Source organism: Streptomyces sp. NPDC091279 (assembly GCF_044757465.1).
Lineage (GTDB): Bacteria > Actinomycetota > Actinomycetes > Streptomycetales > Streptomycetaceae > Streptomyces.
Map to the genome: position 1 here is coordinate 89,462 of NZ_JBIVVA010000004.1, position 21,857 is coordinate 111,318.

The 21,857-nt window shown below is 73.4% G+C and carries 22 protein-coding genes; 9 read left to right on the plus strand and 13 right to left on the minus strand.

The window, feature by feature from the left end; translation table 11 throughout:
* Positions 1-532: 532 nt before the first annotated feature.
* Complete coding sequence (locus ACIQOU_RS10810; RefSeq protein ID WP_401535931.1) at positions 533-1,240, plus strand: SDR family oxidoreductase; 708 nt, start codon at positions 533-535, stop codon at positions 1,238-1,240.
* A gap of 31 nt (positions 1,241-1,271) precedes the next feature.
* On the opposite strand, the gene ACIQOU_RS10815 is transcribed toward ACIQOU_RS10810, so the two are convergent.
* Positions 1,272-2,552: an MFS transporter gene (locus ACIQOU_RS10815; protein ID WP_401535932.1), complete on the minus strand. Its 1,281-nt coding sequence runs from the start codon at positions 2,550-2,552 to the stop codon at positions 1,272-1,274.
* Between the two features lie 119 nt (positions 2,553-2,671).
* Here ACIQOU_RS10815 and ACIQOU_RS10820 point away from each other — a divergent pair, with 119 nt between their 5' ends.
* Positions 2,672-3,583: a LysR family transcriptional regulator gene (locus ACIQOU_RS10820; RefSeq protein WP_401535933.1), complete on the plus strand. Its 912-nt coding sequence runs from the start codon at positions 2,672-2,674 to the stop codon at positions 3,581-3,583.
* A 21-nt stretch (positions 3,584-3,604) separates the two neighbouring features.
* Here ACIQOU_RS10820 and ACIQOU_RS10825 read toward each other — a convergent pair whose 3' ends face one another.
* From ACIQOU_RS10825 to ACIQOU_RS10835, 3 genes are all read right to left on the minus strand, one after another.
* The gene (locus tag ACIQOU_RS10825) at positions 3,605-4,432 is read right to left on the minus strand and encodes an aldo/keto reductase (protein ID WP_401535934.1); all 828 of its coding nucleotides are present in this window, start codon (positions 4,430-4,432) and stop codon (positions 3,605-3,607) included.
* A gap of 53 nt (positions 4,433-4,485) precedes the next feature.
* The gene (locus ACIQOU_RS10830) at positions 4,486-5,682 is read right to left on the minus strand and encodes an MFS transporter (RefSeq protein ID WP_401535936.1); all 1,197 of its coding nucleotides are present in this window, start codon (positions 5,680-5,682) and stop codon (positions 4,486-4,488) included.
* Between the two features lie 199 nt (positions 5,683-5,881).
* Positions 5,882-6,340 (minus strand): MarR family winged helix-turn-helix transcriptional regulator, encoded by a 459-nt coding sequence (locus ACIQOU_RS10835; RefSeq protein ID WP_401535939.1) that lies wholly within the window; start codon positions 6,338-6,340, stop codon positions 5,882-5,884.
* 157 nt (positions 6,341-6,497) lie between these two features.
* Between ACIQOU_RS10835 and ACIQOU_RS10840 the strand changes: the two genes are divergently transcribed.
* Positions 6,498-7,082: a 2'-5' RNA ligase family protein gene (locus tag ACIQOU_RS10840; protein ID WP_401535941.1), complete on the plus strand. Its 585-nt coding sequence runs from the start codon at positions 6,498-6,500 to the stop codon at positions 7,080-7,082.
* Between the two features lie 105 nt (positions 7,083-7,187).
* Here ACIQOU_RS10840 and ACIQOU_RS10845 read toward each other — a convergent pair whose 3' ends face one another.
* From ACIQOU_RS10845 to ACIQOU_RS10855, 3 genes are all read right to left on the minus strand, one after another.
* Positions 7,188-8,177 (minus strand): helix-turn-helix domain-containing protein, encoded by a 990-nt coding sequence (locus ACIQOU_RS10845; RefSeq protein WP_401535943.1) that lies wholly within the window; start codon positions 8,175-8,177, stop codon positions 7,188-7,190.
* 76 nt (positions 8,178-8,253) lie between these two features.
* Positions 8,254-9,228 carry an alpha/beta hydrolase gene (locus ACIQOU_RS10850; RefSeq protein ID WP_401535945.1) on the minus strand — a complete coding sequence of 325 codons (975 nt, stop codon included), beginning with the start codon at positions 9,226-9,228 and terminating at the stop codon, positions 8,254-8,256.
* A 107-nt stretch (positions 9,229-9,335) separates the two neighbouring features.
* The gene (locus tag ACIQOU_RS10855) at positions 9,336-10,319 is read right to left on the minus strand and encodes an FkbM family methyltransferase (protein ID WP_401535947.1); all 984 of its coding nucleotides are present in this window, start codon (positions 10,317-10,319) and stop codon (positions 9,336-9,338) included.
* A gap of 177 nt (positions 10,320-10,496) precedes the next feature.
* Here ACIQOU_RS10855 and ACIQOU_RS10860 point away from each other — a divergent pair, with 177 nt between their 5' ends.
* Positions 10,497-11,366 (plus strand): LLM class F420-dependent oxidoreductase, encoded by an 870-nt coding sequence (locus tag ACIQOU_RS10860; protein ID WP_401535949.1) that lies wholly within the window; start codon positions 10,497-10,499, stop codon positions 11,364-11,366.
* Positions 11,367-11,439: 73 nt separating this feature from the next.
* Here ACIQOU_RS10860 and ACIQOU_RS10865 read toward each other — a convergent pair whose 3' ends face one another.
* Positions 11,440-12,003: an NAD(P)H-dependent oxidoreductase gene (locus tag ACIQOU_RS10865; RefSeq protein ID WP_401535951.1), complete on the minus strand. Its 564-nt coding sequence runs from the start codon at positions 12,001-12,003 to the stop codon at positions 11,440-11,442.
* Positions 12,004-12,120: 117 nt separating this feature from the next.
* On the opposite strand from ACIQOU_RS10865, the gene ACIQOU_RS10870 reads away from it, so the two are divergent.
* Positions 12,121-12,786, plus strand: coding sequence for a TetR/AcrR family transcriptional regulator (locus tag ACIQOU_RS10870; RefSeq protein WP_401535953.1), 666 nt, complete (start codon positions 12,121-12,123; stop codon positions 12,784-12,786).
* A gap of 24 nt (positions 12,787-12,810) precedes the next feature.
* Here ACIQOU_RS10870 and ACIQOU_RS10875 read toward each other — a convergent pair whose 3' ends face one another.
* Both ACIQOU_RS10875 and ACIQOU_RS10880 read right to left on the minus strand, forming a co-directional pair.
* Entirely contained in the window at positions 12,811-13,944 is a 1,134-nt protein-coding gene (locus tag ACIQOU_RS10875; RefSeq protein ID WP_401535955.1) for an FAD-dependent oxidoreductase, read from the minus strand.
* Complete coding sequence (locus ACIQOU_RS10880; RefSeq protein ID WP_401535957.1) at positions 13,941-14,645, minus strand: TetR/AcrR family transcriptional regulator; 705 nt, start codon at positions 14,643-14,645, stop codon at positions 13,941-13,943. Before ACIQOU_RS10880 ends, ACIQOU_RS10875 begins: the two co-directional genes overlap by 4 nt.
* 162 nt (positions 14,646-14,807) lie before the next feature.
* On the opposite strand from ACIQOU_RS10880, the gene ACIQOU_RS10885 reads away from it, so the two are divergent.
* The gene (locus ACIQOU_RS10885) at positions 14,808-15,842 is read left to right on the plus strand and encodes a LacI family DNA-binding transcriptional regulator (protein ID WP_401535959.1); all 1,035 of its coding nucleotides are present in this window, start codon (positions 14,808-14,810) and stop codon (positions 15,840-15,842) included.
* Between the two features lie 154 nt (positions 15,843-15,996).
* Here the strand turns inward: ACIQOU_RS10885 and trxA are convergent, their stop codons facing one another.
* Entirely contained in the window at positions 15,997-16,389 is a 393-nt protein-coding gene (gene trxA, locus ACIQOU_RS10890; RefSeq protein WP_401535961.1) for a thioredoxin, read from the minus strand.
* A gap of 123 nt (positions 16,390-16,512) precedes the next feature.
* Here trxA and ACIQOU_RS10895 point away from each other — a divergent pair, with 123 nt between their 5' ends.
* Positions 16,513-17,943: a dihydrolipoyl dehydrogenase family protein gene (locus ACIQOU_RS10895; protein WP_401535963.1), complete on the plus strand. Its 1,431-nt coding sequence runs from the start codon at positions 16,513-16,515 to the stop codon at positions 17,941-17,943.
* A 63-nt stretch (positions 17,944-18,006) separates the two neighbouring features.
* Here ACIQOU_RS10895 and ACIQOU_RS10900 read toward each other — a convergent pair whose 3' ends face one another.
* Positions 18,007-18,651 (minus strand): peptide deformylase, encoded by a 645-nt coding sequence (locus tag ACIQOU_RS10900; protein WP_401535965.1) that lies wholly within the window; start codon positions 18,649-18,651, stop codon positions 18,007-18,009.
* A gap of 144 nt (positions 18,652-18,795) precedes the next feature.
* Here ACIQOU_RS10900 and ACIQOU_RS10905 point away from each other — a divergent pair, with 144 nt between their 5' ends.
* A complete protein-coding gene (locus tag ACIQOU_RS10905) occupies positions 18,796-20,181 on the plus strand; it encodes a PepSY-associated TM helix domain-containing protein (RefSeq protein ID WP_401535967.1) in 1,386 nt (461 codons plus the stop codon).
* A gap of 82 nt (positions 20,182-20,263) precedes the next feature.
* Here the strand turns inward: ACIQOU_RS10905 and ACIQOU_RS10910 are convergent, their stop codons facing one another.
* Entirely contained in the window at positions 20,264-20,653 is a 390-nt protein-coding gene (locus ACIQOU_RS10910; RefSeq protein ID WP_401535969.1) for a tetratricopeptide repeat protein, read from the minus strand.
* Positions 20,654-20,772: 119 nt separating this feature from the next.
* On the opposite strand from ACIQOU_RS10910, the gene ACIQOU_RS10915 reads away from it, so the two are divergent.
* Complete coding sequence (locus ACIQOU_RS10915; protein ID WP_401535971.1) at positions 20,773-21,738, plus strand: pirin family protein; 966 nt, start codon at positions 20,773-20,775, stop codon at positions 21,736-21,738.
* Positions 21,739-21,857 lie beyond the last annotated feature (119 nt).

A 21,857-nucleotide genomic window follows, 5' to 3' on the forward strand; every position in this document is an offset into this window, starting at 1 on the left:
CGACGCCGATGGGGGCGCGGGGCTGTATCGATTTGCGGCTCCGCCGCGCGGGCGCGCCCGGCCTCTGAGGAACGCGGCCCACCTTCCAACGAGGGCCGCCAGCGACGCCGATGGGGGCGCGGGGCTGTATCGATTTGCGGCTCCGCCGCGCGGGCGCGCCCGGCCTCTGAGGAACGCGGCCCACCTTCCAACGAGGGCCACCGGCAACGCCGATGGGGGCGCGGGGAACTGCGCGACCAGCCCCCACGCACCCGCACCCCGCAACGCACCGATCCCCCCGCCCCTCCCCGGAGGGCCCCGCACCCCGCAACGCACCGATCCCCCCGCCCCTCCCCGGAGGGCCCCGCACCCCGCAACGCACCGATCCCCCCCCACCCCTCCCCGGAGGACCCCGCACCCCGCAACGTGCAAGTCCTCCCCACCCCCCACCCCTCCCCGGAGGGGACCCGCACCCGGTGCCTGACTGGTACCGCGAGTCCCAGGACAGGCCCTCTACTGGCCCCGCCCGCCACCCCGCAGCAAGCTGGACCCCATGACCACCACACTCATCACCGGCGCGAACAAGGGCCTCGGCTACGAAACCGCCCGCCAACTCACCGCAGCAGGTCACACCGTGTACCTCGGCGCCCGGGACGCGACCCGAGGCCACCACGCCGCCGAAACCCTGGGCACCAGATTCGTCCAGCTCGACGTCACCGACGACGCCTCCGTCCAGGCCGCGGCCGAGCAGATCGAGGCCGACGGCGGCCTGGACGTCCTGATCAACAACGCCGGCATCGAGACCCGCGCCACCGACGGCACAGTCGTCAGCGCGGCGGACGCCACCGCCGACGACGTCCGCGCCACCTTCGAGACGAACGTCATCGGCGTCGTCCGCGTCACCCACGCCTTCATCCCGCTGCTGCGCCGCTCACCCGCCCCGGTCGTGGTGAACGTCAGCAGCGGACTCGCCTCGCTGACGCACCTGTCCGACCCGGACCACTTCGCGCACTTCTACCCGGGCCTCGCCTACCCGACGTCCAAGACGGCCGTGAACATGCTGACCGTGCAGTACGCGAAGGCACTCCCGCAGCTGCGGATCAACGCGGTCGAACCGGGGTTCACCAAGACCGACCTGAACGGCAACACCGGGACCCAGACGGTCGAGGAGGGCGCCCGGATCATCGTCAGGATGGCGCAGCTCGGCCCGGACGGACCGACCGGCGGCTACTTCGACATCAACGGGCCGCTGCCCTGGTGAACCGGGGCCGCACCGGTCGTCGTCGCACCGGTCAGCCCGGCGCGGGGACGGACCCGGACCCGGACCCGGACTCGGACCCGGGCTCGGACTCGACGATCCGGTCCCCGCGCGGCAGCAGCAGCGGCGTCGCCAGCAGCAGCACCCCGGCCAGGCCGATCGCCGTCCGGGGGCCGAGGAACCCGGCCAGCACACCCCACGCCGCGGTCGCCGCCGCCGTTGTCACCTTGCTGGTGACCGTCCAGGCCGACAGGGTGCGGGCGACCCGGTCCGGCGCCGTCCGCTCCAGGCGGTAGGCGGCGTACACCGGGTTGAACACCCCGCAGCAGGTGATCAGCGCCAGCTCGACGGCCATGACCAGCACGAGCCCGCCGACCCCGGCCCCGGTGAAGGCCAGCCCCACGGACCAGCAGGCGCGCAGCGCCCCCGCGCCGAGCAGCACCCGGCGCCGCCCGAACCGCGCGACCAGCGGCCCGGCCAGCCGGGAACCGACCAGCCCGCCCAGGCACGGCACGGCGAACGCCAGCCCGTACTGCCAGGGCGCGAACCCGAGATCGTCGACCATCAGGATGAGCAACGGCGGCGCGCTCGCCATGATCAGGGCGTTCACCAGGATCACGTTGAAGAAGAGCGGCCGCAGCTCGGCGTGGGCCAGGAGGTGGCGCCAGCCGTCGAGCAGCGAACCCGCGCCCCGCCCACCGGTCCGCACCGGCGGCTTCTCGGTGCCGCCGATCGCCCCGATGCCCGCCGCCGACAGCAGAAAGCTGACCGCGTTCGCCAGCACCGTCAGGACCGGTCCGAAGAGCCCGATCACGGCTCCGCCGAGCGGTGGCCCCACCACGGAGGCCGTCCACATCGTGGCCTCGAAACGGGCACCGGCCGCGAGCAGGTCGCCCCGGGGCACCAGCGACTTGAGGTACGCCCCGCTCGCCGCCGTGAACCCGATGTCGGCCGCCCCGACGACCACGGCCACAACCAGGAGTTGTACAAAGCTGAGCCCGTCGAACGCGAAGGCGACCGGGACCGTCAGCAGCGCCGCGCACCGCACCAGGTCCATGCCCACCATCACGGGCCGCTTGCTCCGGAACTCCACCCACGGCCCGAGCGGCACCGCCACCACCGCGCCGACCGCGAGCCCGGCGGCGGCCAGCACCGCCACCCGCGTCGGCCCCGCGTGCAGCACCAGCACCGCGATCAAGGGAAACGCGTCGAACGCCAGCCAGGTCCCGAACGTACTGACCGCGAACGCCGCCCACAGCCATCCGAACCGCCGCCCCAGCGGCCGCCCGGCCCCCCACGACCGTCTGGCCCCCATCACCCACGCACCTCCCGCACCCGCCGCCGACCGGCCCCCATCCAAGCCGCCGACCGGCACCGGGATCAAACAACCGACGAGGTCGGCAACCGACAACCGGACGTTGTAGAAAGAGGTCCGTGGATCTCGACGCCGTACGCACGTTTGTCGCCGTCGCCGACGCCGGACAGTTCCGGGAGGCGGCCCTCGCCCTGGAGGTCACCCAGCAGGCGGTGTCCAAACGCGTCGCCGCCCTGGAACGGGATCTCGGCGTCCGGCTCTTCACCCGGACCGCGCGCGGCGCCGTGCTCACCGTCGACGGACAGGTCTTCCTGCCGCACGCCCGCGACCTGCTCGGGGCCGAGGAACGGGCCGCCGCCTCGGTGGGGGCCGGCCGGCGGGCGCTGCGCGTCGACGTGATCGGACGCCGGCTCGCCCCCGCCGACCTGCTGCGCGACTTCCACCGCGCGCACCCCGACCTCGCCCTCGACGTCGTCACCCTCTTCGACGCCGACGCGGCGATCGCGGCCGTACGCTCCGGCACCATCGACGCGTCCTTCCGCGCCCTCACCCGGCAGCCGCCCGACGGCATCCGGGCGGCCCGCGTCCACCACGAGCCGGTCCAGCTCCTGACCGGACCGCGCCACGCCCTCGCCGCCGCCCGCCAGGTCACCCCCGGCGAACTGGCCGGGCACCGCATCTGGATGCCCGGCAACGTCGACGGCACCGAATGGGCCGCGTTCTACAGCGACTTGGCCGCGGCCTTCGGGCTGACCATCGAGGTCACCGGGCCCGACTTCGGCACCGAACCGCTCCTGGACACCGTCGCCGACTCGCCGCACCTGGCGACCCTGGTCGGCGACCGCACCCGGATGGTCTGGCCGGCCGACCACGACCTGCGCCGCATCCCGGTCCACGGCCCGACCCCGGCCTACCCGCACTCGCTGCTCTGGCGCGCCGACAACCCGCACCCGGTGCTGGCCCTGCTCCGCACCCACCTCGGCACGGTCCGCCCGGGCCACGACCTCTGGACGCCGACCTGGGCGCGCTGACCAACCGCCGTGAACGGCAGGTCAGTTGAAGGTGTCCGGGTCCGGGCCGGTGCGCAGGCCCCGGTCGAGACCAGCGATCGCCGTCAACTCCTCGTCCGTCAGGGTGAAGTCGAAGACGTCGATGTTCTCGCGGATGCGAACGGGCGTCACCGACTTGGGAATCACGACGTTCCCGAGCTGAAGGTGCCAGCGCAGCACCACCTGCGCGGGCGACTTGCCGTGCCGCTCGGCGATCCCCGTCAGCACCGGGTCACCGAGGACCGCGCCCTGCGCCAGCGGGCTCCACGCCTCGGTGACGATCCCCGACTCGGCGTGCAGGGCGCGCAGTTCACGCTGCTGGAGGCCGGGGTGCAGCTCGATCTGGTTGACGGCGGGCACCAGCGCGCTGTCCTCGGTGAGCCGACTCAGGTGCGCGGGCTGGAAGTTGGAGACACCGGCCGCCCTGATCCGCCCGTCGGCGGCCAGCTTTTCGAGCGCCCGCCAGGAGTCGCGGTAGCGGTCCTGGGCCGGGGTCGGCCAGTGGATCAGGTACAGGTCGACGTGGTCGAGGCCGAGCTTGGCGAGGCTCGCGTCGAACGCCCGGAGGGTGGCGTCGTGGCCCTGGTCGGCGTTCCACAGCTTGGTGGTGATGAACAGGTCCTCGCGGGCGATCCCCGAACCGGCGAGCGCGGCGCCGACCCCGGCCTCGTTGCCGTAGATCGCGGCCGTGTCGATGCTCCGGTAACCGGCTTCGAGGGCGTGGGTGACGGCGGCCGTCGTCTCCGCGTCCGGTACCTGGAAGACACCGAAGCCGAGCTGGGGGATCTGGACGCCGTTGTTGAGCGTGACGGTGGGGACATGGACGTTCATGTGCGGTGCTTTCCTTGCGAGTTGAGAGATGGGGGAGGGGTTTCGAAAGGGGGTCAGGGCCGCGCGGCGACGGGTGCTTCCGGTGCCCGTTCGGTCACCGCGGGCCGGGAGCGGCGGTCGAGGGACGCGGCCAGGATGGACAGCAGCAGGGCCGTGCCGGAGAGCAGGGCGCCGATCCAGTTGGGCGCCGTGTAGCCGAGCCCGGCCGAGATGACGACCCCGCCCAGCCAGGCGGCCAGCGCGTTGCCGAGGTTGAAGGCGCCGATGTTGGCGGCGGATGCCAGCGTCGGAGCGGCCGACGCCTGGTCCAGCACCCACTTCTGCAACGGCGGAACGGTGGCGAAGCCCAGGGCGCCGACAAGGGTCAGGGTGAGCGCGGCCAGCACCTTGTGATGCGCGGTCGCCGTGAACAGCAGCAGCGTCAGGGACAGGGCGCCGAGCGTCGTGAACAGCATCGGCATCAGCGCCCGGTCGGCGAACCGCCCGCCCACCAGGTTCCCGAGGAACATCCCGGCGCCGAACAGTACAAGCAGCCAGGTCACCGCGCCCGCCGAGTACCCGGCGACCTCGGTCATCATCGGCGTGATGTAGGTGATGGCGGCGAAGACACCGCCGTATCCGAGGACCGTCATGGCGAGCGCCAGCCAGACCTGGACGTTGCGGAAGGCGGCGAACTCGGCGCGGACGTCGGGGGATTCGGGCCGGCCCGTCTCGGGGATCAGCCGGGCCACGCCCAGCAGTCCGACCACGCCGAGCGCGGCGACCAGGACGAACGTGACCCGCCAGCCGGCCGCCTGCCCGACGTAGGTGCCCAGCGGCACGCCGACGATGTTGGCGACCGTCAGTCCCATGAACATCAGGGAGATCGCGGAGGCCTTCTTGTGCGGGGCGACCAGGTTCGCGGCCACCACGGACCCGATGCCGAAGAAGGCGCCGTGCGCGAGCGAGGCGATCACCCGGCCGGTCAGCATGAGACCGAAGGTCGGGGCGAAGGCCGACAGCGCGTTGCCCACGACGAACAGGCCCATGAGGGACATGAGCATCTTCTTGCGGGAGACCCGGGTGCCCAGGACGGTCAGCAGGGGTGCGCCGAGGACGACCCCGAGGGCATAGCCGGAGACCAGCCAGCCCGCGGTGGGGATGGAGACGCCGAAGTCGGCGGCGACCTCGGGCAGCACGCCCATGATGACGAACTCGGTGGTCCCGATCCCGAAGGCCCCGATGGCGAGGGCCAGAAGGGCGAGAGGCATGGAAGGCACCTTCCAGGAGATTGTGTGGGGCGGTTACAGGCGTAAACAATAGTTGCAGACGCGGGATAAGTGCAAGCGCGGTGAGTGGTGGAGGCCGGTAGTGCTCGCCTGCAAGCAGCGGGTCGGGGGTGTGGACGGGCATGCGAAAGCCCCCGTCGGCGAGGCGGCGGGGGCCCGGCGGGGCAGCGGTCGGCGCAGGTCAGGCGGGGGTGCGGAGGGCCTCGACGGTGCGGACCAGCGGGGTCAGTTCCGGGTTCTCGGCGGCCTCGTCCAGGGCTTCGCGCAGGGCGGCCTCGTTGGTCGGACGGGCCTTCTCCAGCAGGGTGAGGCCGGCGTCGGTGACGTTGGTGTAGATGCCGCGCCGGTCGGTGGGGCAGAGGTAACGGGTGAGCAGTCCCCGGTCCTCCAGGCGGGTGACCAGCCGGGTCGTCGCGCTCTGGCTGAGCACGACCGCGTCGGCGACCTGCTTCATCTGGAGGTGGCCGCCCTCGCCGTCGTGCTGTCGGCTCAACACGTCGAGCAGCGAGTACTCGCGCACGCTCAGTCCGTGTCCGGCCTGCAAGGCGCGCTCGATGTGGGCCTCGATCCGGCCGTGCAGCAGGGAGAGCGCGTGCCAGCTCTGTGCGAGGGCGGTGAGTGCCGGGTCTGTCGCGGTCATGGGGCCTGAGTCCTCCGTCCCGGGGTGACTGGCGTCCAGGATAGGGCATCGATGAAATAGTCAGCGTGAGCGGGTAAACGGTGCCTGCAAGCAGTGTCGCCGTCGCGCACGTCCGTCGGCCTCGCCCGACGGGCGCCGGGGCTGATAGACACGGCGGATGGCTGACAACACCATCGACTCCTCCAACGGGTCCAACGGGTCCGGCGGGTCCGGCGGGTCCGGCGGATTCCGGGCCGGGCTCTCCGGGCTCGTCGTGCCGGTGCCCGAGGCGGACCCCGTCGTCGGGCCCTGGCGTGACCGGCTCGACCCGCACGCCCAAGCCGGCGTCCCCGCCCACGTCACCGTGCTCTTCCCGTTCCTCGACGGAAGCCTCGTCGACGACGACGTCCTGGCCGCGCTCACCGGCGAGTTCGCCCGGCACGCCTGCTTCGACGCGCGCTTCGAGAGGTGCGGGCGCTTCCCCGGCCTCCTCTACCTCGCGCCGACCCCGGACGCCCCGTTCCGCCGCCTCACCGAGGCCGTCGTCGCACACTGGCCCCACATCCAGCCGTACGGCGGCAAGTTCGGTGACCCCGCCCCGCATCTCACCCTCGCGCAGGGGCAGCAGGACGCCGTCCTGGACGAGGCCGAGGCCGCCCTGCGCGACGCCCTGCCCGTCGCGACCCGGGTGCGCGCCGTCGACCTCGTGGTCCACGACGGCACCGCCTGGCGCCACCGCGCCTCCTTCGCCCTCGGTACCTGAAATGCCCTGACCCGTAAGAGGGTTGGGAGAGTCCAACGGCCAGGTCGGCGCCGGGATCGAGAGGGCCCCCGAGCCCCGCCGACCCGGACCGGCGAGGCTCCGGCGTTACGCGCGGGCCAAGTTCCGCATGGTCAGGGCGAGATGGAGTCTGAGTCGGCCCTGCGGGGTGCGCAGCTGCCACCCCAGCACCTGCTCCGCATGGGTCAACCGGCCCTGGAGCGTGGAGTGATGGACGTTCAGCTCGGCGGCCGCGGCCCGCTGGCTCGGCGTCGACGACACGGCGTACAGCGTCGCCAGCAGCCAGGGCGTCGCCGTCGCCGCCGTGTCGAGGGCCCGCACATCGGGCGGCGGCGGGGCACCCGGCGCGACCAGTCCCGCGAGCAGCGCGATGCCGCCCAACTCCTCCGCGTACACGACCCGTTGGCCCGGGTCCCGGGCGGTGCCTTCGGCCGTGAAGCGCAGGGCGGTGCGGGCCTCGGACCAGGAACGGGGCAGCTCAAGCACAGGCACCGCGGGGCCCACGCCGAGGCGTCCGGCGGGGAGCGGGTCGGTGTCGCAGGTCAGCACGCGGGGGCGGCCGTCGGCCGATGCCAGGGCCCGCGCCCGGGGCCCGAGGCCGAGGCGGCCGGCCGCGTGCAGCCGGGTCGGCTCCGGGGCCGCCCGGTCCAACAACGTCTCCAGCAGGGCCGGATCGTCGGCGGGGGAGAGCGGGGCGCGACCCCGGGTGCGGTCCAGGACGAGCCGGATCGCGGCGGCGGCCCGCTCCAGGATCACCGCGTCCACGACACTCGGCTCACCCGCAGCCCGCTCCAGCCACAACGCCGGTACGCCACCCGGCTCCAGCGCGGCGCACGGCCAACCGGCGTCCACGGGTGCGTCGTTCTCCTCGCGCACCCCGTCCGTGCGGACCCGCACCCGCACCCGGCGCTCCGCGTCGACGAGCCGCGCCGGGCAGCCGGCCAGCACGGCCGTGCCCCGCACCAGCGCCTCAAGACCGGCCCGCCCCTCGGCGAGCCGGTCGAAGTAGGAGATGACCCGCACGGCGGCGCCCGCGTCCGGGTCCACCGAGGTCAGCCGTCCGGCCAGCTCTTTCATACGTTCATGGTGCGCCATGCGCGGAGCGAACGGGAGCCTCGGCGGCGGTGCGAGGCCCGGCCCGTCCGGGCCGGACTCACTCGCCCAGCAGCCGCCGGACCCACTCGGTCTGGGCCCGCCTGGCCGTCTGGGACAGCGCCGCCTGCGGAGCGGAGCTCTCGAAGCCGTGGAAGCCGCCCGGCCAGACGTGGAGTTCGGCCACGCCGCCCGCCTGCCAGATGCGGGAGGCGTAGGCGACGGTCTCGTCGCGGAAGGTCTCCGCCGAGCCGACGTCCAGGAAGGCGGGCGGCAGCCCGGAGAGGTCCGTCGCGCGGGCCGGTGCCGTGTACGGGGAGACGTCGGGGCCGCCGCGCCGGTCGCCGAGGAGGGCCGTCCAGCCGGTGTGGTTGGCACTGCGATCCCAGATGTCGAGGCCCGTCATCTGGAGGGCGGACGGGGTGTCGTTGCGGTCGTCCAGCATCGGGCTGAGCAGCACCTGCCCGATCAGCGCGGGGCCCCGCCGGTCCCGGGCGAGGAGGGTGAGCCCCGCGCACAGGCCGCCGCCCGCGCTGGTGCCCGCGACGAGGATGCGCCCGGCGTCGGCGCCGAGTTCGGCGGCGTGCTCGGCCGTCCAGAGCAGCCCCGCGTAGGCGTCCTCGATGGGCGCGGGGTCCGGATGCTCGGGGGCCAGCCGGTACGCGACGGAGACGACGACCGCGTCCCGCTCCTTCGCCCACGCCAGCGGCACGGTCACCCCGGACCGGTTGGTGCCGACGATCATGCCGCCGCCGTGCACGTAGTAGACGACCGGCAGCGGGCCCGCGGTGCGCGGTGCCGTCGGGCGGCAGATCAGGAGGGAGAGCGCGGGGGCGCCCGGGGGGCCTGGCACCTCCCGGTCCTCGATCGTGAAGTGGCCGTCCAGGGTCAGGTCCGGATCGGAGAGCCTCTCACTGGCCACGAGCTGCCGGACGGTCGGGATGTGCGTCAGGTCGAGCCCCGGCGGGATCGCGGCCTTGATCAGTTCCAGGGCGGCGCCGAGTTCGGGGTCGAACGGAGGCGGTACGGGGGTCATGGCTTCTCCTCACACGGGCTCACACCGACCATGGTCCACGCCCCGCTCCCGCCCGGCGCCCCGCCGGACGGCGGAACCTCCCCGCCGAACGGCGGGTCGCGCCCGACTCACTCCGGCTGCGGCGCCGCCTGCGCGCGCATCATCACGCAGTCGAACTCGACCACCCGCCCGGTGGCCGCCTCCCGCGTCACCGGATACATCCCGGTCGTCTCGAACCCGCCGCCCTCGTACACGGACACCGCCTCGCTCATCCGCGGACTGCCCTCGTACAGCCGCAGCACCGCCACCTCCGACTGGAGTCCGACCAGATCGGCCACCCGCTCCCCGGCCCCGGCGAACACCTCCAGGTCATAGCCCTGCGTGTCCATCTTGAGGAACGTACGCGGCGCGTCCAGTCCGTCCAGCGCCTCGTCGAGAACGGCGTCCAGGCGCCGCACCCGGATCTCCTCGGTCCGCGTCCGCGTGAAGCGCTGGTAGCGGCCCCGGCCGTAATCGCTGGGCGGCAGCAGGGAGTTCATGGTGTTCCAGCCCGTGTGGATGGCGGCGACGGTGTCCTCGCGGCCCAGACCGAGGTGGTGGACATGCCAGTCGGGATCGTCGGCCGCCGCCTCGGCCAGCCGCGCGAACGCGTCCGCGGTCGGCTCGAACGACACGATCCGGCCCGTGTAACCGAGCCGCCGCAGCCGACGCCCGTACTGCCCGGCGTTGGCCCCGACGTCCAGGACACAGTTCACGCCGTACAGGTCGAGCATCGCGGTGACGTGCTGGGCGCACAGATACTCGGCCGCCGCCAGCTGAAGCCGCCGTTCGTCCCCGCCCTGGCGTTCGTCGACCAGGAGCCGCGCGCCGCTGTCGCCGAGCCGGGCGGTACGCCAGCTGCCGACGCTCTTGCCCCGCGTCACCACCCAGGCGTCCTTGCCCGCGCCGGTCACCGCGAAGCCGCCTCGGGTGAGCAGATCCGCGCCCGGCGCCAGCGCGGTCCTGGTGCGCGCGCCGCGCCGTGAGACCACGGCGTCGCCCGGTCCGAGGTCGGTCACGTGTACGCCCAGTCGGGGCATCAGCCTGAGCAGTCGTCGGTAGAGGGTCTGCATCCGGCCACCTTGCCAGAAGTGGTCTAAAGCGACGGTCGGTTTGTCTGATCTTTATGAGGAAGGTGAGGTTCCGCTGTCCGGCGCGGAACGCCCGTCCGGCCGAAGAGCCTTGACCTGGAGCGCGCTCGAAGGCCTAGCGTCACGAGTGACGAAGAGGACCGGTGGACGGAGTCGGGCATGCGGGTCGGCGTACACATCAACCAGTTCGGCATCAAGGGGGGAGCACCCGCCCTGGGCGCCGAACTCGCCGCCACGGGCCGGGCGGCCGAGGCCGCCGGGGTCAGCTGGCTCTCGGTGATGGACCACTACTTCCAGATGGAGTTCAACGGCGGCGCCGAGCAGCCCATGCTGGAGGCCTACACGACCCTCGGCTATCTCGCCGGGCAGACCTCGACGCTCCAGCTGGGCGCCCTGGTCACCGGCGTGACCTACCGCCACCCGGGGCTGCTCGCCAAGATCGCCACCACGCTGGACGTGCTCTCCGGCGGGCGGGCCACCCTCGGGATCGGCGCCGCCTGGTACGACCGCGAGCACGCCGGGCTCGGGGTGACGTTCCCGCCGTTGGCCGAGCGGTTCGAGCGGCTGGAGGAGACGCTGCGGATCTGCTTGCAGATGTGGGACCCGCAGGCCGACGGCCCGTTCGAGGGGCGGCACTACCGGCTCGCCGAGACGCTCTGCGTACCGGCGCCGGTCAGCCGCCCGCGCCCCGAGATCATGATCGGCGGCAGCGGCGAGAAGAAGACGCTGCGCCTGGTCGCCCGGTACGGCGACGCCTGCAACCTGTTCGCGACCTCGCCCGAGGAGGTCCGGCACAAGATCGACGTGCTGCGCCGCCACTGCGACACCGAGAACCGCGACTTCGGCGACCTCCGGGTGACCGTGACCCATCAGGCCCAGGGCGACCTCGACACCGTCGTGCGGGACGTGGCCGGGTATACGAACCTCGGCATCGACACCGTCATCTTCGGGCCGCGCACCGGTGAAACGGCCGTCTGGATCGAGGAGTTCGCGGCGCCTGCGGTGCGCAGGCTGGCCGAGCTGGAGTGAGCCGGGCACGCCGAAGGGGCCGGGCCGTCGAGCGGCCGCGGCCCCTTCCGCGCGGGTGCGCGGCTGCCGGGCGTCAGGCGGCGACGGCCTCGGTGGTGTGGCCGTGCAGACGGGCGATGACCTCGGTCACCTGGGCGGCGACCTCGGCGTCGTCGGCCGGGTGGGTCTCGGCGAAGCGGGTCACCGAGCCGGGGATGGACAGCTTGATGTCCTCGATGACCTTGGCGCCGGCGATGCCGACGGCCTTGCGGGTCTCGTCCTGCGCCCACACGCCGCCGAACTGGCCGAACGCGGTGCCGACCACGGCGGTCGGCTTGCCGCCGAAGGCACCGGCGCCGTAGGGGCGGGACAGCCAGTCGATGGCGTTCTTCAGGACGGCCGGTATCGTGCCGTTGTACTCGGGGGAGAACAGCAGGAACGCGTCGGCGGACTGGGCGGCGGCGCGCAGTCGGGCGGCGGCGGCCGGGACCGAGCCCTCGACGTCGATGTCCTCGTTGTAGAACGGGATCTCTCCCAGACCCTCGTACAGCTCGACGTCCGCGCCCTCGGGAGCGAGCTTGACGGCGGCCTCGGCGAGCTGGCGGTTGTGCGAGCCGGCGCGAAGGCTGCCGACGAGCGCAAGGATGCGAACAGACATGCGAACTCCAAGAAGATGAAACAGTGCCGTAACGATCCGGACCGGGGTCCGTTTAAAGTTGTACCACTCTAAGCGGACCCCGGTCCAGTTTCCTCCCCGGTACTTTATGCTGTGTTCATGTCCGCCTCATTGCCGTCCTTCCCGGAGCCCGAAGGCTTCGCGGGGGAGCCCGAGTTGCTCCAGGTCAGCACGGTCGGGGACGAACCCGGTCTGCGGGCCGACGCCGCGCGCAACCGGGCCCGGCTGCTGGAGGCCGCCGCCCGCCTGATCGCCGAGCACGGGGCGGCCGGGGTCACCATGGAAGCGGTGGCGGCAGCCGCCAACGTCGGTAAAGGGACCGTCTTCCGACGGTTCGGCGACCGCACCGGGCTGCTGATGGCGCTGCTCGACCACTCGGCGCGCAACCTCCAGGCCGACTTCCTCGGCGGCCCGCCTCCGCTGGGCCCCGGCGCACCCCCGTTGGACCGGCTGCGGGCGTTCGGGGTGGCGGTGCTGTACCGCTCCGCCGAGCAGCTCGACCTGCATCTCGCCGCCCAGCCGGAGGCCCTGCGCCGGTTCGCGCACCCCTCGACGCGGGCGCTCACCACCCATGTCACCGTCCTGCTGCGGCAGATCGTGCCGGACGCCGACGGCGAACTGCTCGCGCGGACCCTGATGAGCTACCTCGACCCGGCCCTCGTCCACCATCTGACCCGGCAGTGCGGGATGCCGTTGGAGCGCCTTGAGGTCGGCTGGATCGACCTCGTCGCCCGGATCACCTGCACTCAATCCCCGCCCCGCTGACGGTCGTTGGGGCGTGCTCGCCGGTCAGCTGTAGCGGGCGAACATGTCCAGCAGGCCCTGCGGGGCGTCGGCGTCGAAGAGCATCTCGCCGTTGTCCGCGGACTCGGCCGCCGAGGCCTCGCTGCGCGGGAACATTTCCTTCTCGTACGCGGTCAGCGCCGCCTCCGGGTCGCCCGGGTGGGCGACGAGCGCCAGCGCCAGTTCGGCGCCGTCGAGCAGCGCGAGGTTCGCGCCCTCGCCCGCGAACGGTGACATCAGGTGGGCCGCGTCGCCGAGCAGCGTGACGCCGGGGACCCGGTCCCAGCGGTGTCCCACCGGCAGGGCGTGGATGCGCCGGGGCACCAGGGGGCCGTCGGCGTCCGCGAGCAGGGCGCGCAGGCTCGGGTCCCAGTCCGCGAACTCCGTGAGCACCGACGCCTTGGCCGCCTCCGGGTCGGTGAAGTCGATGCCGTCGAGCCACGCCTCGGGCGCCCGCACGGCCGTGTACACATGCAGGCTGCCGTCGGGTTCCCGGTGCGCCAGAAAGCCGCGTCCGGCGCCGAGCGCGAAGAGGGCACCGCCGCCGACCACTCCGGCGCACGCCGGATGCCGGGTGTCCGCCTCCAGAAGGTCCGCCTCGACGAACGACACGCCCACATAACGGGGTTGAGCCGGTGAGAGCAGCGGCCGCACCCGGGACCAGGCGCCGTCCGCGCCGATCAGCAGGTCCGTGCCGAGAACGGTGCCGTCGGCGAGCGTGACCTCGTGCCGGGCGCCGCTCAGCGCACGCGCCCCGGTGACCTGGGCGCCCCAGCGGACGGTGCCCTCGGGCAGCGCCTCCAGGAGCAGGTCGCGCAGGGCGCCCCGGTCGACCTCGGGCCGGTCGCCCGAGCCGTCGTCGGACGCCTCGCTGCGGACCACGGCGTCGCGGTCGAGGACCCGCGTCGACTCGCCGTCGGGCAGGACCAGCGCCCGGAACCGCGCGTGCAGCCCGGCCGCCCGCAGCGCCGCCTGGCCGGAGTCGCCGTGGATGTCGAGCATGCCGCCCTGGGTGCGGATGGCGGGGGAGGCCTCCCGCTCCAGGACGGCCGACGTGATCCCGTGCACGTGCAGCACACGGGCGAGCATGAGGCCGCCGAGACCGGCGCCGACGATCAGAACGGGGTGGTGCGTGGTCATGACGGTCTCCTTGACGAGGGGTTCGGGTGTCGGTCGGGGACGGCGGTCCGCTCGATGCCCAAGATCAGCGCCCGCAGCCCCCACGAGAGGCGCTGGCCCGGCTCACCGGACAGCAACTCCTCTGCCACGGCGGCGATATGGGGGTGGTGGTCCGCGTCGATGTCACGGACGGCCCGGCGCAGCGCGTCCCAGTCCTCCGACGGCGCCTGGGTCGCGTGCTCGGCGGCCGTCGCGGTGGCGTGCTGGAGCAGCAGGTCCACGCCCCACGCCGCCCGCGCGGGCGCCACCCCGCCCTCGTCGAGCAGGGCGAGCAGCGTCTCGATCAGCCGCAGATAGTGCGGTCCGCTGGGCCAGGTGGTGAGCGCGGAGCGGGCCAGCGTCGGATGCGCGAGCAGCATCACGGTGTACGCGCTGAGCACCCGTTCCAGCCGCTCCCGCCAGGGGCCGTCGGCCGGGGCCGGGCCGATCTCCCCGAGCAGCTCGTCCAGGACGGCCGCGTGCAGCTCCGCCGTGTTGCGGACGTAGACGTAGAGCGAGGCGGGACCGGTGTCCAGCTCCTGCGCCAGACGGCGCATCGTCACCTTCGCCAGCCCCTCGGCACGCAGCACGGCAACGGCCGCGCCCACGATGGAATCCCTGGTCAGGGCGGGCTTGGCGGGCCGCTCACGGCGGCTGCGCGGGGTGTCGGGTCGGTCGGTCATGCCCCCACGGTAACGAACATGTTCGTTACGAACAAGTTCGGGACGAACGTGTTCGTCCGTGGATGCGCCCAGCCACCGGGAGACCCGCTCACGCACGTCTTCGTCACGGAGCTTCCCCCGCCCGACGCCCCGGGTACAGGTTCTGCAAAGATGCGAGGCGTCATGGTGCAGATACCGAAAACGCCCGCGTCCTCGTCTCCCGCACCGCGCTCCGTGCCCACGAGCGCCGATGTGGCCCGCCTGGCCGGCGTCTCGCGCGCGACCGTCTCCTACGTCCTCAACAACACCAGCACCGTCCGGATCAGCGAGCCCACGCGCCGCCGGGTGCGCGAGGCCGCCGAAGAACTCGGGTACGTGCCGCACGCCGCCGCCCGCACCCTGCGCGCCGGACACAGCCGCCTGGTCCTGATGCCCGCCCCGGCCTTCCCGGTCGGCCCGCTGTACACCCGGTTCATCGGCGAACTCCAGGGGGCGCTGGGCCGCCTCGACTACACCGTGGTGCAGTTCGGCACGGTCGGACTGCACGGCGACGACGCCGCCCGCGCCTGGGCCGAGCTACGCCCCGTCGCCGTCCTGGTGGCCGGCCATGAACTCGGCACCCGGGGCGTCGCCGTCCTGCGCCGCTCCGGCGCCCGCGCCATCGTCACCTTCGGCACCGAGGCCGTCGACGGCACCCACGCGCTGCTCCTGGACCACACCGCCGTCGGCCGCAGCGCCGGGCGGCACCTCTACGACGTCGGACGCCGCCGGATCGGGGTCGTCGTGCCCGAGGAGAGCGGCCTTGAGTCGTTCTCGCAGCCCCGGCTGCACGGCGTGCGGGACGCCCTCGCGGACACCGACGCGACCGTGACCGCGCTGCCGCTCGCCTACGAGGAGGAGTCCGCCGCCCGGCTCGCCGCCCGCTGGCGGGGGCTCGGCCTGGACGCGGTGTTCGCCTACAACGACGAGTACGCGATGCTGCTGATGCGGGCCCTCCAGGACGAGGGCGTGCGTATCCCCGAGGACACCGCCATGATCGGCGCGGACGATCTGATGCTGGGGCGCCTGCTGCGGCCCCGCCTCAGCACTGTCCATCTGGAGGTGCCCTCCGGACGCGACCTCGCCGAACTCGTCGACCGCGTGGTCCGCGCCCCCGGCCGCGCCCCCGAGCAGCACGAGATCCTGGGCGCCGCGGTCATCCACCGCGACTCCACCTGAACGACGGACAGCGCACCGGACACGGCATCCCGCAGGCCCGGAAACGGGACGACGGCGGCGGTGCCGCCCGTCCCCGGGCCCACCGCCACCGTCGTCGCACCGCTGACCGGCCGCCCTGCTGTCGGGCGCCGCGGCCCTGCTGCCGGGCGCCGCGCTACTGGCCGTTCTGCTCGGCCTGCTCCTGCGCCTGCTGCTCGGCGACGGACTTGCGGACCTCGTCCATGTCCAGGTCACGGGCCTGCTTGATGACGTCCGTCAGCGCGGTCTCGGGCAGCGCGCCCGGCTGCGCGAACACGGCGACCTGGTCGCGGACGATCATCAGGGTCGGGATCGACTGGATGTTGAACGCCGCCGCCAACTCCGGCTGGGCCTCCGTGTCGATCTTGCCGAAGACCAGGTCGGGGTTGGCCTCGGCGGCCTTCTCGTAGACCGGCGCGAACTGACGGCACGGCCCGCACCAGGACGCCCAGAAGTCGATCAGGACGAACCCGTTGTCCAGGACCGTCTGGTCGAAGTTGTCCTTGGTCAGTTCCACGGTGCTGCTCATGGTGGTGCATCCCTGCTTCCTCGTCCGATGGTGACGCTGTCGGCTCCAACGCGGCCGTCCGGCCGCGTATTCCGCGCCCCTACCCGTGTGGCCCCACGCCACACCACCCACCAGACTGACCCCATGACGGATACCGAAACCATCGCCTACGACGTCGTGGTGCTCGGCGCCGGACCCGTGGGCGAGAACGTCGCCGACCGCACCCGCGCGGCCGGTCTCACCACCGCGATCGTGGAGAGCGAACTGGTCGGCGGCGAGTGCTCCTACTGGGCCTGCATGCCCAGCAAGGCCCTGCTGCGCCCGGTGATCGCCCAGGCCGACGCGCGCCGCCTGCCCGGCCTCGACCAGGCCGTCCAGGGCCCCCTCCGCACCGCCGCCGTCCTCGCCCGCCGGGACGACTACACCGCGCACTGGAAGGACGACGGCCAGGTCAGCTGGGTCGACGGCATCGGCGCCGACCTCTACCGCGGCCACGGCCGCCTCACCGGCGAGCGCACGGTCACCGTGACCGGACCCGACGGCACCGAAACGGCGCTCACCGCCCGGCACGCGGTCGCCGTCTGCACCGGCACCGGCGCCGCCCTGCCCGACCTGCCGGGACTCGCCGACGTCCGCCCCTGGACCAGCCGCGAGGCCACCAGCGCACAGTCCGCACCCGGCCGGCTCCTGGTGGTCGGCGGCGGGGTCGTCGCCGTCGAGATGGCCACCGCCTGGCAGGCCCTCGGCTCCCACGTCACCCTCCTGGGGCGCGGCAAGGGGCTCCTGGACCGGATGGAGCCGTTCGCCGGGGAACTGGTCGCAGGCGCCCTCACCGCGGCCGGCGCCGACGTCCGCACCGGCACCTCCGTCACCGCCGTGACCCGCGAGAACGGCACCGTCGTCGCCACCACCGACACCGGCGAGCGCGTCGAGGCCGACGAGATCCTCTTCGCCGTCGGACGGACCCCGCGCACCGGCGACATCGGCCTGGAGACCGTCGGCCTGGCACCGGGCTCCTGGCTCACCGTCGACGACAGCCTCCGCGTCACCGGCACCGACTGGCTCTACGCCGTCGGCGACGTCAACCACCGCGCGCTCCTCACCCACCAGGGCAAGTACCAGGCCCGCATCGCCGGTGCCGCCATCGCCGCCCGGGCCTCCGGCGCGACCCCGGGCACCGAACCGTGGGGCGCGCACGCCGCGACCGCCGACCACGGGGCCGTCCCGCAGGTCGTCTTCACCGACCCGGAGGCCGCGTCCGTCGGCCTCTCCCTCGCCGAGGCGGAACGGGCCGGACACCGGGTCCGCGCCGTCGACGTCGACCTCGCCTCGGTCGCGGGCGCCGGTCTCTACGGCGACGGCTACCGGGGCCGCGCCCGCATGGTCGTCGACCTGGAACGCGAACTCCTGCTCGGCGTCACCTTCGTCGGACCCGGCGTCGGCGAACTGATCCACTCGGCCACCGTCGCCGTCGCGGGCCAGGTCCCGATCGGCCGCCTCTGGCACGCGGTCCCGTCCTACCCGACGATCAGCGAGGTCTGGCTCCGCCTGCTGGAGGCGTACCGGGACAACTGAGCTGGGGAGCACGGGAGTCGGCGGGGGCGACGGCAGCCCTGATCTCCGGGGCGGGCCGCGCGGTCACGGCAGGTCGAAGCCGAGTTCCTCGGCGGCCGTCTCCGGGGTGGGCTGGGCCCAGCGGGCCGCCAGGACCTCGTTCAGGGTGAGGGAGCGGGGTTCGGCACGGTCGAGGTAGAGGGTGCCGTCGAGGTGGTCCGTCTCGTGCTGCACGATCCGCGCGGGCCAGCCGTGGAACACCTCGTCGACGGCGCGCCCGGTCTCGTCCTCGCAGCGCAGCCGCACCGAGGCCGCCCGGGCCACCACCGCCTGATAGCCCGGCACGCTCAGGCACCCCTCGAAGAACGCCGCCCGCGCGTCACCGACCGCCTCGTACACCGGATTGACCAGCACCCGGAACGGCTGCGGCACCCGCCCGCGCGCCTCACGCACCTCGTCGGGGACCGTCGCCGGGTCCTCGATCACCGCGATCCGCAGACCCACCCCGACCTGCGGCGCGGCCACGCCCACCCCCGGCGCCGCGTGCATGGTGAGCCGCAGCGCCTCGACGAACCGGGCGAGCAACGCCGGCTCCAGCTGCCCGGTGAAGGGCTCGGCCGGCGTCCGCAGCACCGGTTGACCGGCCGCGACGATGGGCAACGGACCGTCGGCGGCGAGGAGTTCCTCGACCCGCTGGGCAAGAGGCGCGACAGCGCGGGGAGATGACATCGGGCCAGCATGACACGGGCCGACGACGCCACCGAGCACCCCTGTGACGCACACCACGGTCACCCTCGGGAACTCGACGGCCTCCGCCCCCGACTACTGGACCGCACCCGCTCGTCCGACGCCCCCGTCCCCCGGAGACCGCCGATGTCCACCGCTTCCTCGACCACCACGGACGAGGCCCCGCAACCCGCCGCCCCGGCGCCGACCCCCGGCATCTGGCCCGCGCTGCGCCCCCTGGTCCTGCGTCTGCACTTCTACGCGGGCGTCGTCGTCGCGCCGTTCCTCCTGGTCGCCGCCGTCACCGGCCTCCTCTACGCGGGGTCCTTCCAGGCGGAGAAGTGGGTGTACGCCCATGAGTTGACGGTCCCCGTCGGTACGACGCAGGTGCCCCTCTCCGTACAGGTGACCGCCGCTCGAAAGGCGTACCCCGACGGCACCGTCTCCGCCGTCCGGCCGTCCCCGCAGGCCGGTGCCACCACCCGGGTGCTGCTCGCCGGGGTGCCGGGCGTCGACGCGGGCCACACCCTCGCCGTGTTCGTCGACCCCTACACCGGCACCGTGCGCGGCGCGCTCGAACAGTACGGTTCCACCGGCGCGCTCCCGCTGCGCACCTGGATCGACGAGTTCCACCGCGACCTGCGCCTCGGCGAAACCGGCCGTCTCTACAGCGAGTTCGCGGCGAGCTGGCTGTGGGTGATCGCGGGCGGCGGCCTGGTGCTGTGGCTCTCCCGCCCTCGCGCCCGGCGCACGATCCGGGGCACCCAGGGCCGTCGCCGCACCCTCGGAGTGCACGGCACCGTCGGAGTGTGGGCGGCGGCCGGGCTCTTCTTCCTGTCCGCGACCGGCCTGACCTGGTCGACCTACGCCGGCGCGAACATCGACGAGCTGCGCGCCGCCCTCGGCCAGGCCACCCCGTCGGTCTCGGCGGCCGCGAGCGGCGACCACGCGGGCCACGGCACCGCTGCCTCCGCCGGGGACGCCGAACACGGGGTCGGCCTCGACACGGTGCTCGCGGCCGCCCGCGCCCAGGGTCTGGGCGACCCGGTCGAGATCGTGCCGCCCGCCGACGCGACCTCCGGGTACGTGGTCCGGCAGATCCAGCGCAGCTGGCCCGAGAAACAGGACGCCGTCGCCGTCGACCCGACCAGCGGCGAGGTCACCGACGTCCTGCGCTTCGACGACTATCCGCTGCTGGCCAAGCTCACCCGCTGGGGCATCGACCTGCACACCGGCGTCCTGTTCGGCCTCGCCAACCAACTCGCCCTGATGGCCCTCGCGTTCGGCCTGATCCTGCTGATCCTGTGGGGCTACCGGATGTGGTGGCAGCGCGGCCGGGGCAGCTCCTTCGGCCGCCCGGTCCCGCGCGGCGCCTGGCAGCAGGTGCCCCCACAGCTCCTCGTCCCGCTGGTCGCGCTGATCGCCGTCGTCGGCTACTTCCTCCCCCTCTTCGGCATCCCGCTGGCCGCCTTCCTCGTCACCGACATCGCCCTCGGCGAGATCGCCCACCGACGCGCCGCCTCGGCCAAGTAGGGCCAAGCGAAGGGGCGTTGAGGAAGCGGGCGGTTCGCGAGCCGGTGGGGCAACGGCCGCGAGCCGCCCGTTCACCGGTGGGTCAGGCTCGCCCGGTCCCGTCGTCGATGTCGTCGATGTCGTCGAAGTCGCCGGAGAGCGCGGAGGCGATCCGCAGGTGGGTGCGGGCCTCGGCGTGCCGGTTCTGCCGTTCCAGGGTGCGGCCCAGCATCAGACGGGCGTAGGCCTCGACCGGGTCGCGCTCCACGATGACCCGCAACTCACGCTCCGCGCGCCCCAGTTGGGCCGAGTGGTAGTAGGAGCGGGCCAGCAGCAGGCGCGGTCCTGTCTGCTCCGGCACCTCCTCGACCAGCGCGTCGAGCACCCGGGCGGCGGTCGTGTACTCCTTGGCGTCGAAGAACAGCCGCGCACGCTCCCAGCGCTCCGCCGGACTCCCGTGGGCGTAGTAGGCCGCGTCGAATGTGGTGTTCACGAGGAACCTCCTTCGTCCGGTCAGAACCCGCCCAGGTCGTTGAATATTCCAGCAGTCGGGTGGGGGCCGCTCGGAGGACCCGCTGACGCGGTGGCCCCGGCAGGGCTAGGTTGTCGCCCATGAGCAACCTTGATCGCGAGGCCGTGCCCGCCGTGTGCGGTGGCCGCGGCTTCGTCGTGGCGGAACCTGTGCGGGAACTCCTCAGCCCGCGCCACGTCAAGCTCGGCGAGTCCACCGAGGTCCGCCGCCTGCTGCCCAACCTGGGCCGGCGCATGGTCGGCGCCTGGTGCTTCGTCGACCACTACGGACCCGACGACATCGCCGACGAGCCCGGCATGCAGGTCCCGCCGCACCCGCACATGGGCCTCCAGACGGTGAGTTGGCTGCACCAGGGCGAGGTGCTGCACCGCGACTCCACCGGCAGCCTCCAGACCATCCGGCCACGCGAACTGGGCCTGATGACCTCCGGGCGGGCGATCAGCCACTCCGAGGAGACGCCCGCGACCCACGCCCGCTTCCTGCACGGCGCCCAGCTGTGGGTCGCCCTGCCCGACGCTCACCGGCACACCGACGCGCACTTCGAGCACCACGGCGCGCTCCCGCTCGTCACCGCGCCCGGCCTCAAGGCCACCCTCATGCTGGGCACCCTCGACGGGACGACCTCGCCGGGCACGACGTACTCCCCGATCGTCGGCGCCGACCTCGCGCTCACCGGCGGCACCGAGGTACGCGTCCCGCTGGAGCCGGACTTCGAGTACGCCGTCCTGTCCATGTCCGGCGAGGCCCACGTCGACGGGGTGCCGCTGCTGCCGGGTTCGATGCTCTACCTCGGCTGCGGCAGGACCGAACTGCCGCTGCGGGCCGGGTCGGACGCGGATCTGATGCTGCTGGGCGGCGAGCCGTTCGAGGAGGAGCTGATCATGTTCTGGAACTGGATCGGCCGCACCCAGGAAGAGATCGAGCAGGCCCGCGAGGACTGGATGACGGGCTCACGCTTCGGCGAGGTCAAGGGGTACGACGGGGCGCCCCTGCCGGCCCCGGCCCTGCCGCCCGGGACGCTGAAGCCACGCGGGCGGGTGCGCTGACCTGGAGGAACGCCCGCGTGTGACGTCGGGCGATGGCACCTGTGGTCCACCGCTGCTGGCGGTCGACCGCGTTGCCGTCCTGGGCTGGGCCGGGCCGGGGCTCCACGGCCCGGCCGTCT

Excerpts from the sequence above, each read along its gene's own strand:
- ACIQOU_RS10810 (WP_401535931.1), top strand. The coding sequence starts at position 533 with ATGACCACCACACTCATCACCGGCGCGAACAAGGGCCTCGGCTACGAA.
- ACIQOU_RS10815 (WP_401535932.1), bottom strand. The coding sequence starts at position 2,552 with ATGGGGGCCAGACGGTCGTGGGGGGCCGGGCGGCCGCTGGGGCGGCGG.
- ACIQOU_RS10825 (WP_401535934.1), bottom strand. The coding sequence starts at position 4,432 with ATGAACGTCCATGTCCCCACCGTCACGCTCAACAACGGCGTCCAGATC.
- ACIQOU_RS10830 (WP_401535936.1), bottom strand. The coding sequence starts at position 5,682 with ATGCCTCTCGCCCTTCTGGCCCTCGCCATCGGGGCCTTCGGGATCGGG.
- ACIQOU_RS10835 (WP_401535939.1), bottom strand. The coding sequence starts at position 6,340 with ATGACCGCGACAGACCCGGCACTCACCGCCCTCGCACAGAGCTGGCAC.
- ACIQOU_RS10840 (WP_401535941.1), top strand. The coding sequence starts at position 6,498 with ATGGCTGACAACACCATCGACTCCTCCAACGGGTCCAACGGGTCCGGC.
- ACIQOU_RS10845 (WP_401535943.1), bottom strand. The coding sequence starts at position 8,177 with ATGAAAGAGCTGGCCGGACGGCTGACCTCGGTGGACCCGGACGCGGGC.
- ACIQOU_RS10850 (WP_401535945.1), bottom strand. The coding sequence starts at position 9,228 with ATGACCCCCGTACCGCCTCCGTTCGACCCCGAACTCGGCGCCGCCCTG.
- ACIQOU_RS10855 (WP_401535947.1), bottom strand. The coding sequence starts at position 10,319 with ATGCAGACCCTCTACCGACGACTGCTCAGGCTGATGCCCCGACTGGGC.
- ACIQOU_RS10860 (WP_401535949.1), top strand. The coding sequence starts at position 10,497 with ATGCGGGTCGGCGTACACATCAACCAGTTCGGCATCAAGGGGGGAGCA.
- ACIQOU_RS10865 (WP_401535951.1), bottom strand. The coding sequence starts at position 12,003 with ATGTCTGTTCGCATCCTTGCGCTCGTCGGCAGCCTTCGCGCCGGCTCG.
- ACIQOU_RS10870 (WP_401535953.1), top strand. The coding sequence starts at position 12,121 with ATGTCCGCCTCATTGCCGTCCTTCCCGGAGCCCGAAGGCTTCGCGGGG.
- ACIQOU_RS10875 (WP_401535955.1), bottom strand. The coding sequence starts at position 13,944 with ATGACCACGCACCACCCCGTTCTGATCGTCGGCGCCGGTCTCGGCGGC.
- ACIQOU_RS10880 (WP_401535957.1), bottom strand. The coding sequence starts at position 14,645 with ATGACCGACCGACCCGACACCCCGCGCAGCCGCCGTGAGCGGCCCGCC.
- ACIQOU_RS10885 (WP_401535959.1), top strand. The coding sequence starts at position 14,808 with ATGGTGCAGATACCGAAAACGCCCGCGTCCTCGTCTCCCGCACCGCGC.
- trxA (WP_401535961.1), bottom strand. The coding sequence starts at position 16,389 with ATGAGCAGCACCGTGGAACTGACCAAGGACAACTTCGACCAGACGGTC.
- ACIQOU_RS10895 (WP_401535963.1), top strand. The coding sequence starts at position 16,513 with ATGACGGATACCGAAACCATCGCCTACGACGTCGTGGTGCTCGGCGCC.
- ACIQOU_RS10900 (WP_401535965.1), bottom strand. The coding sequence starts at position 18,651 with ATGTCATCTCCCCGCGCTGTCGCGCCTCTTGCCCAGCGGGTCGAGGAA.
- ACIQOU_RS10905 (WP_401535967.1), top strand. The coding sequence starts at position 18,796 with ATGTCCACCGCTTCCTCGACCACCACGGACGAGGCCCCGCAACCCGCC.
- ACIQOU_RS10915 (WP_401535971.1), top strand. The coding sequence starts at position 20,773 with ATGAGCAACCTTGATCGCGAGGCCGTGCCCGCCGTGTGCGGTGGCCGC.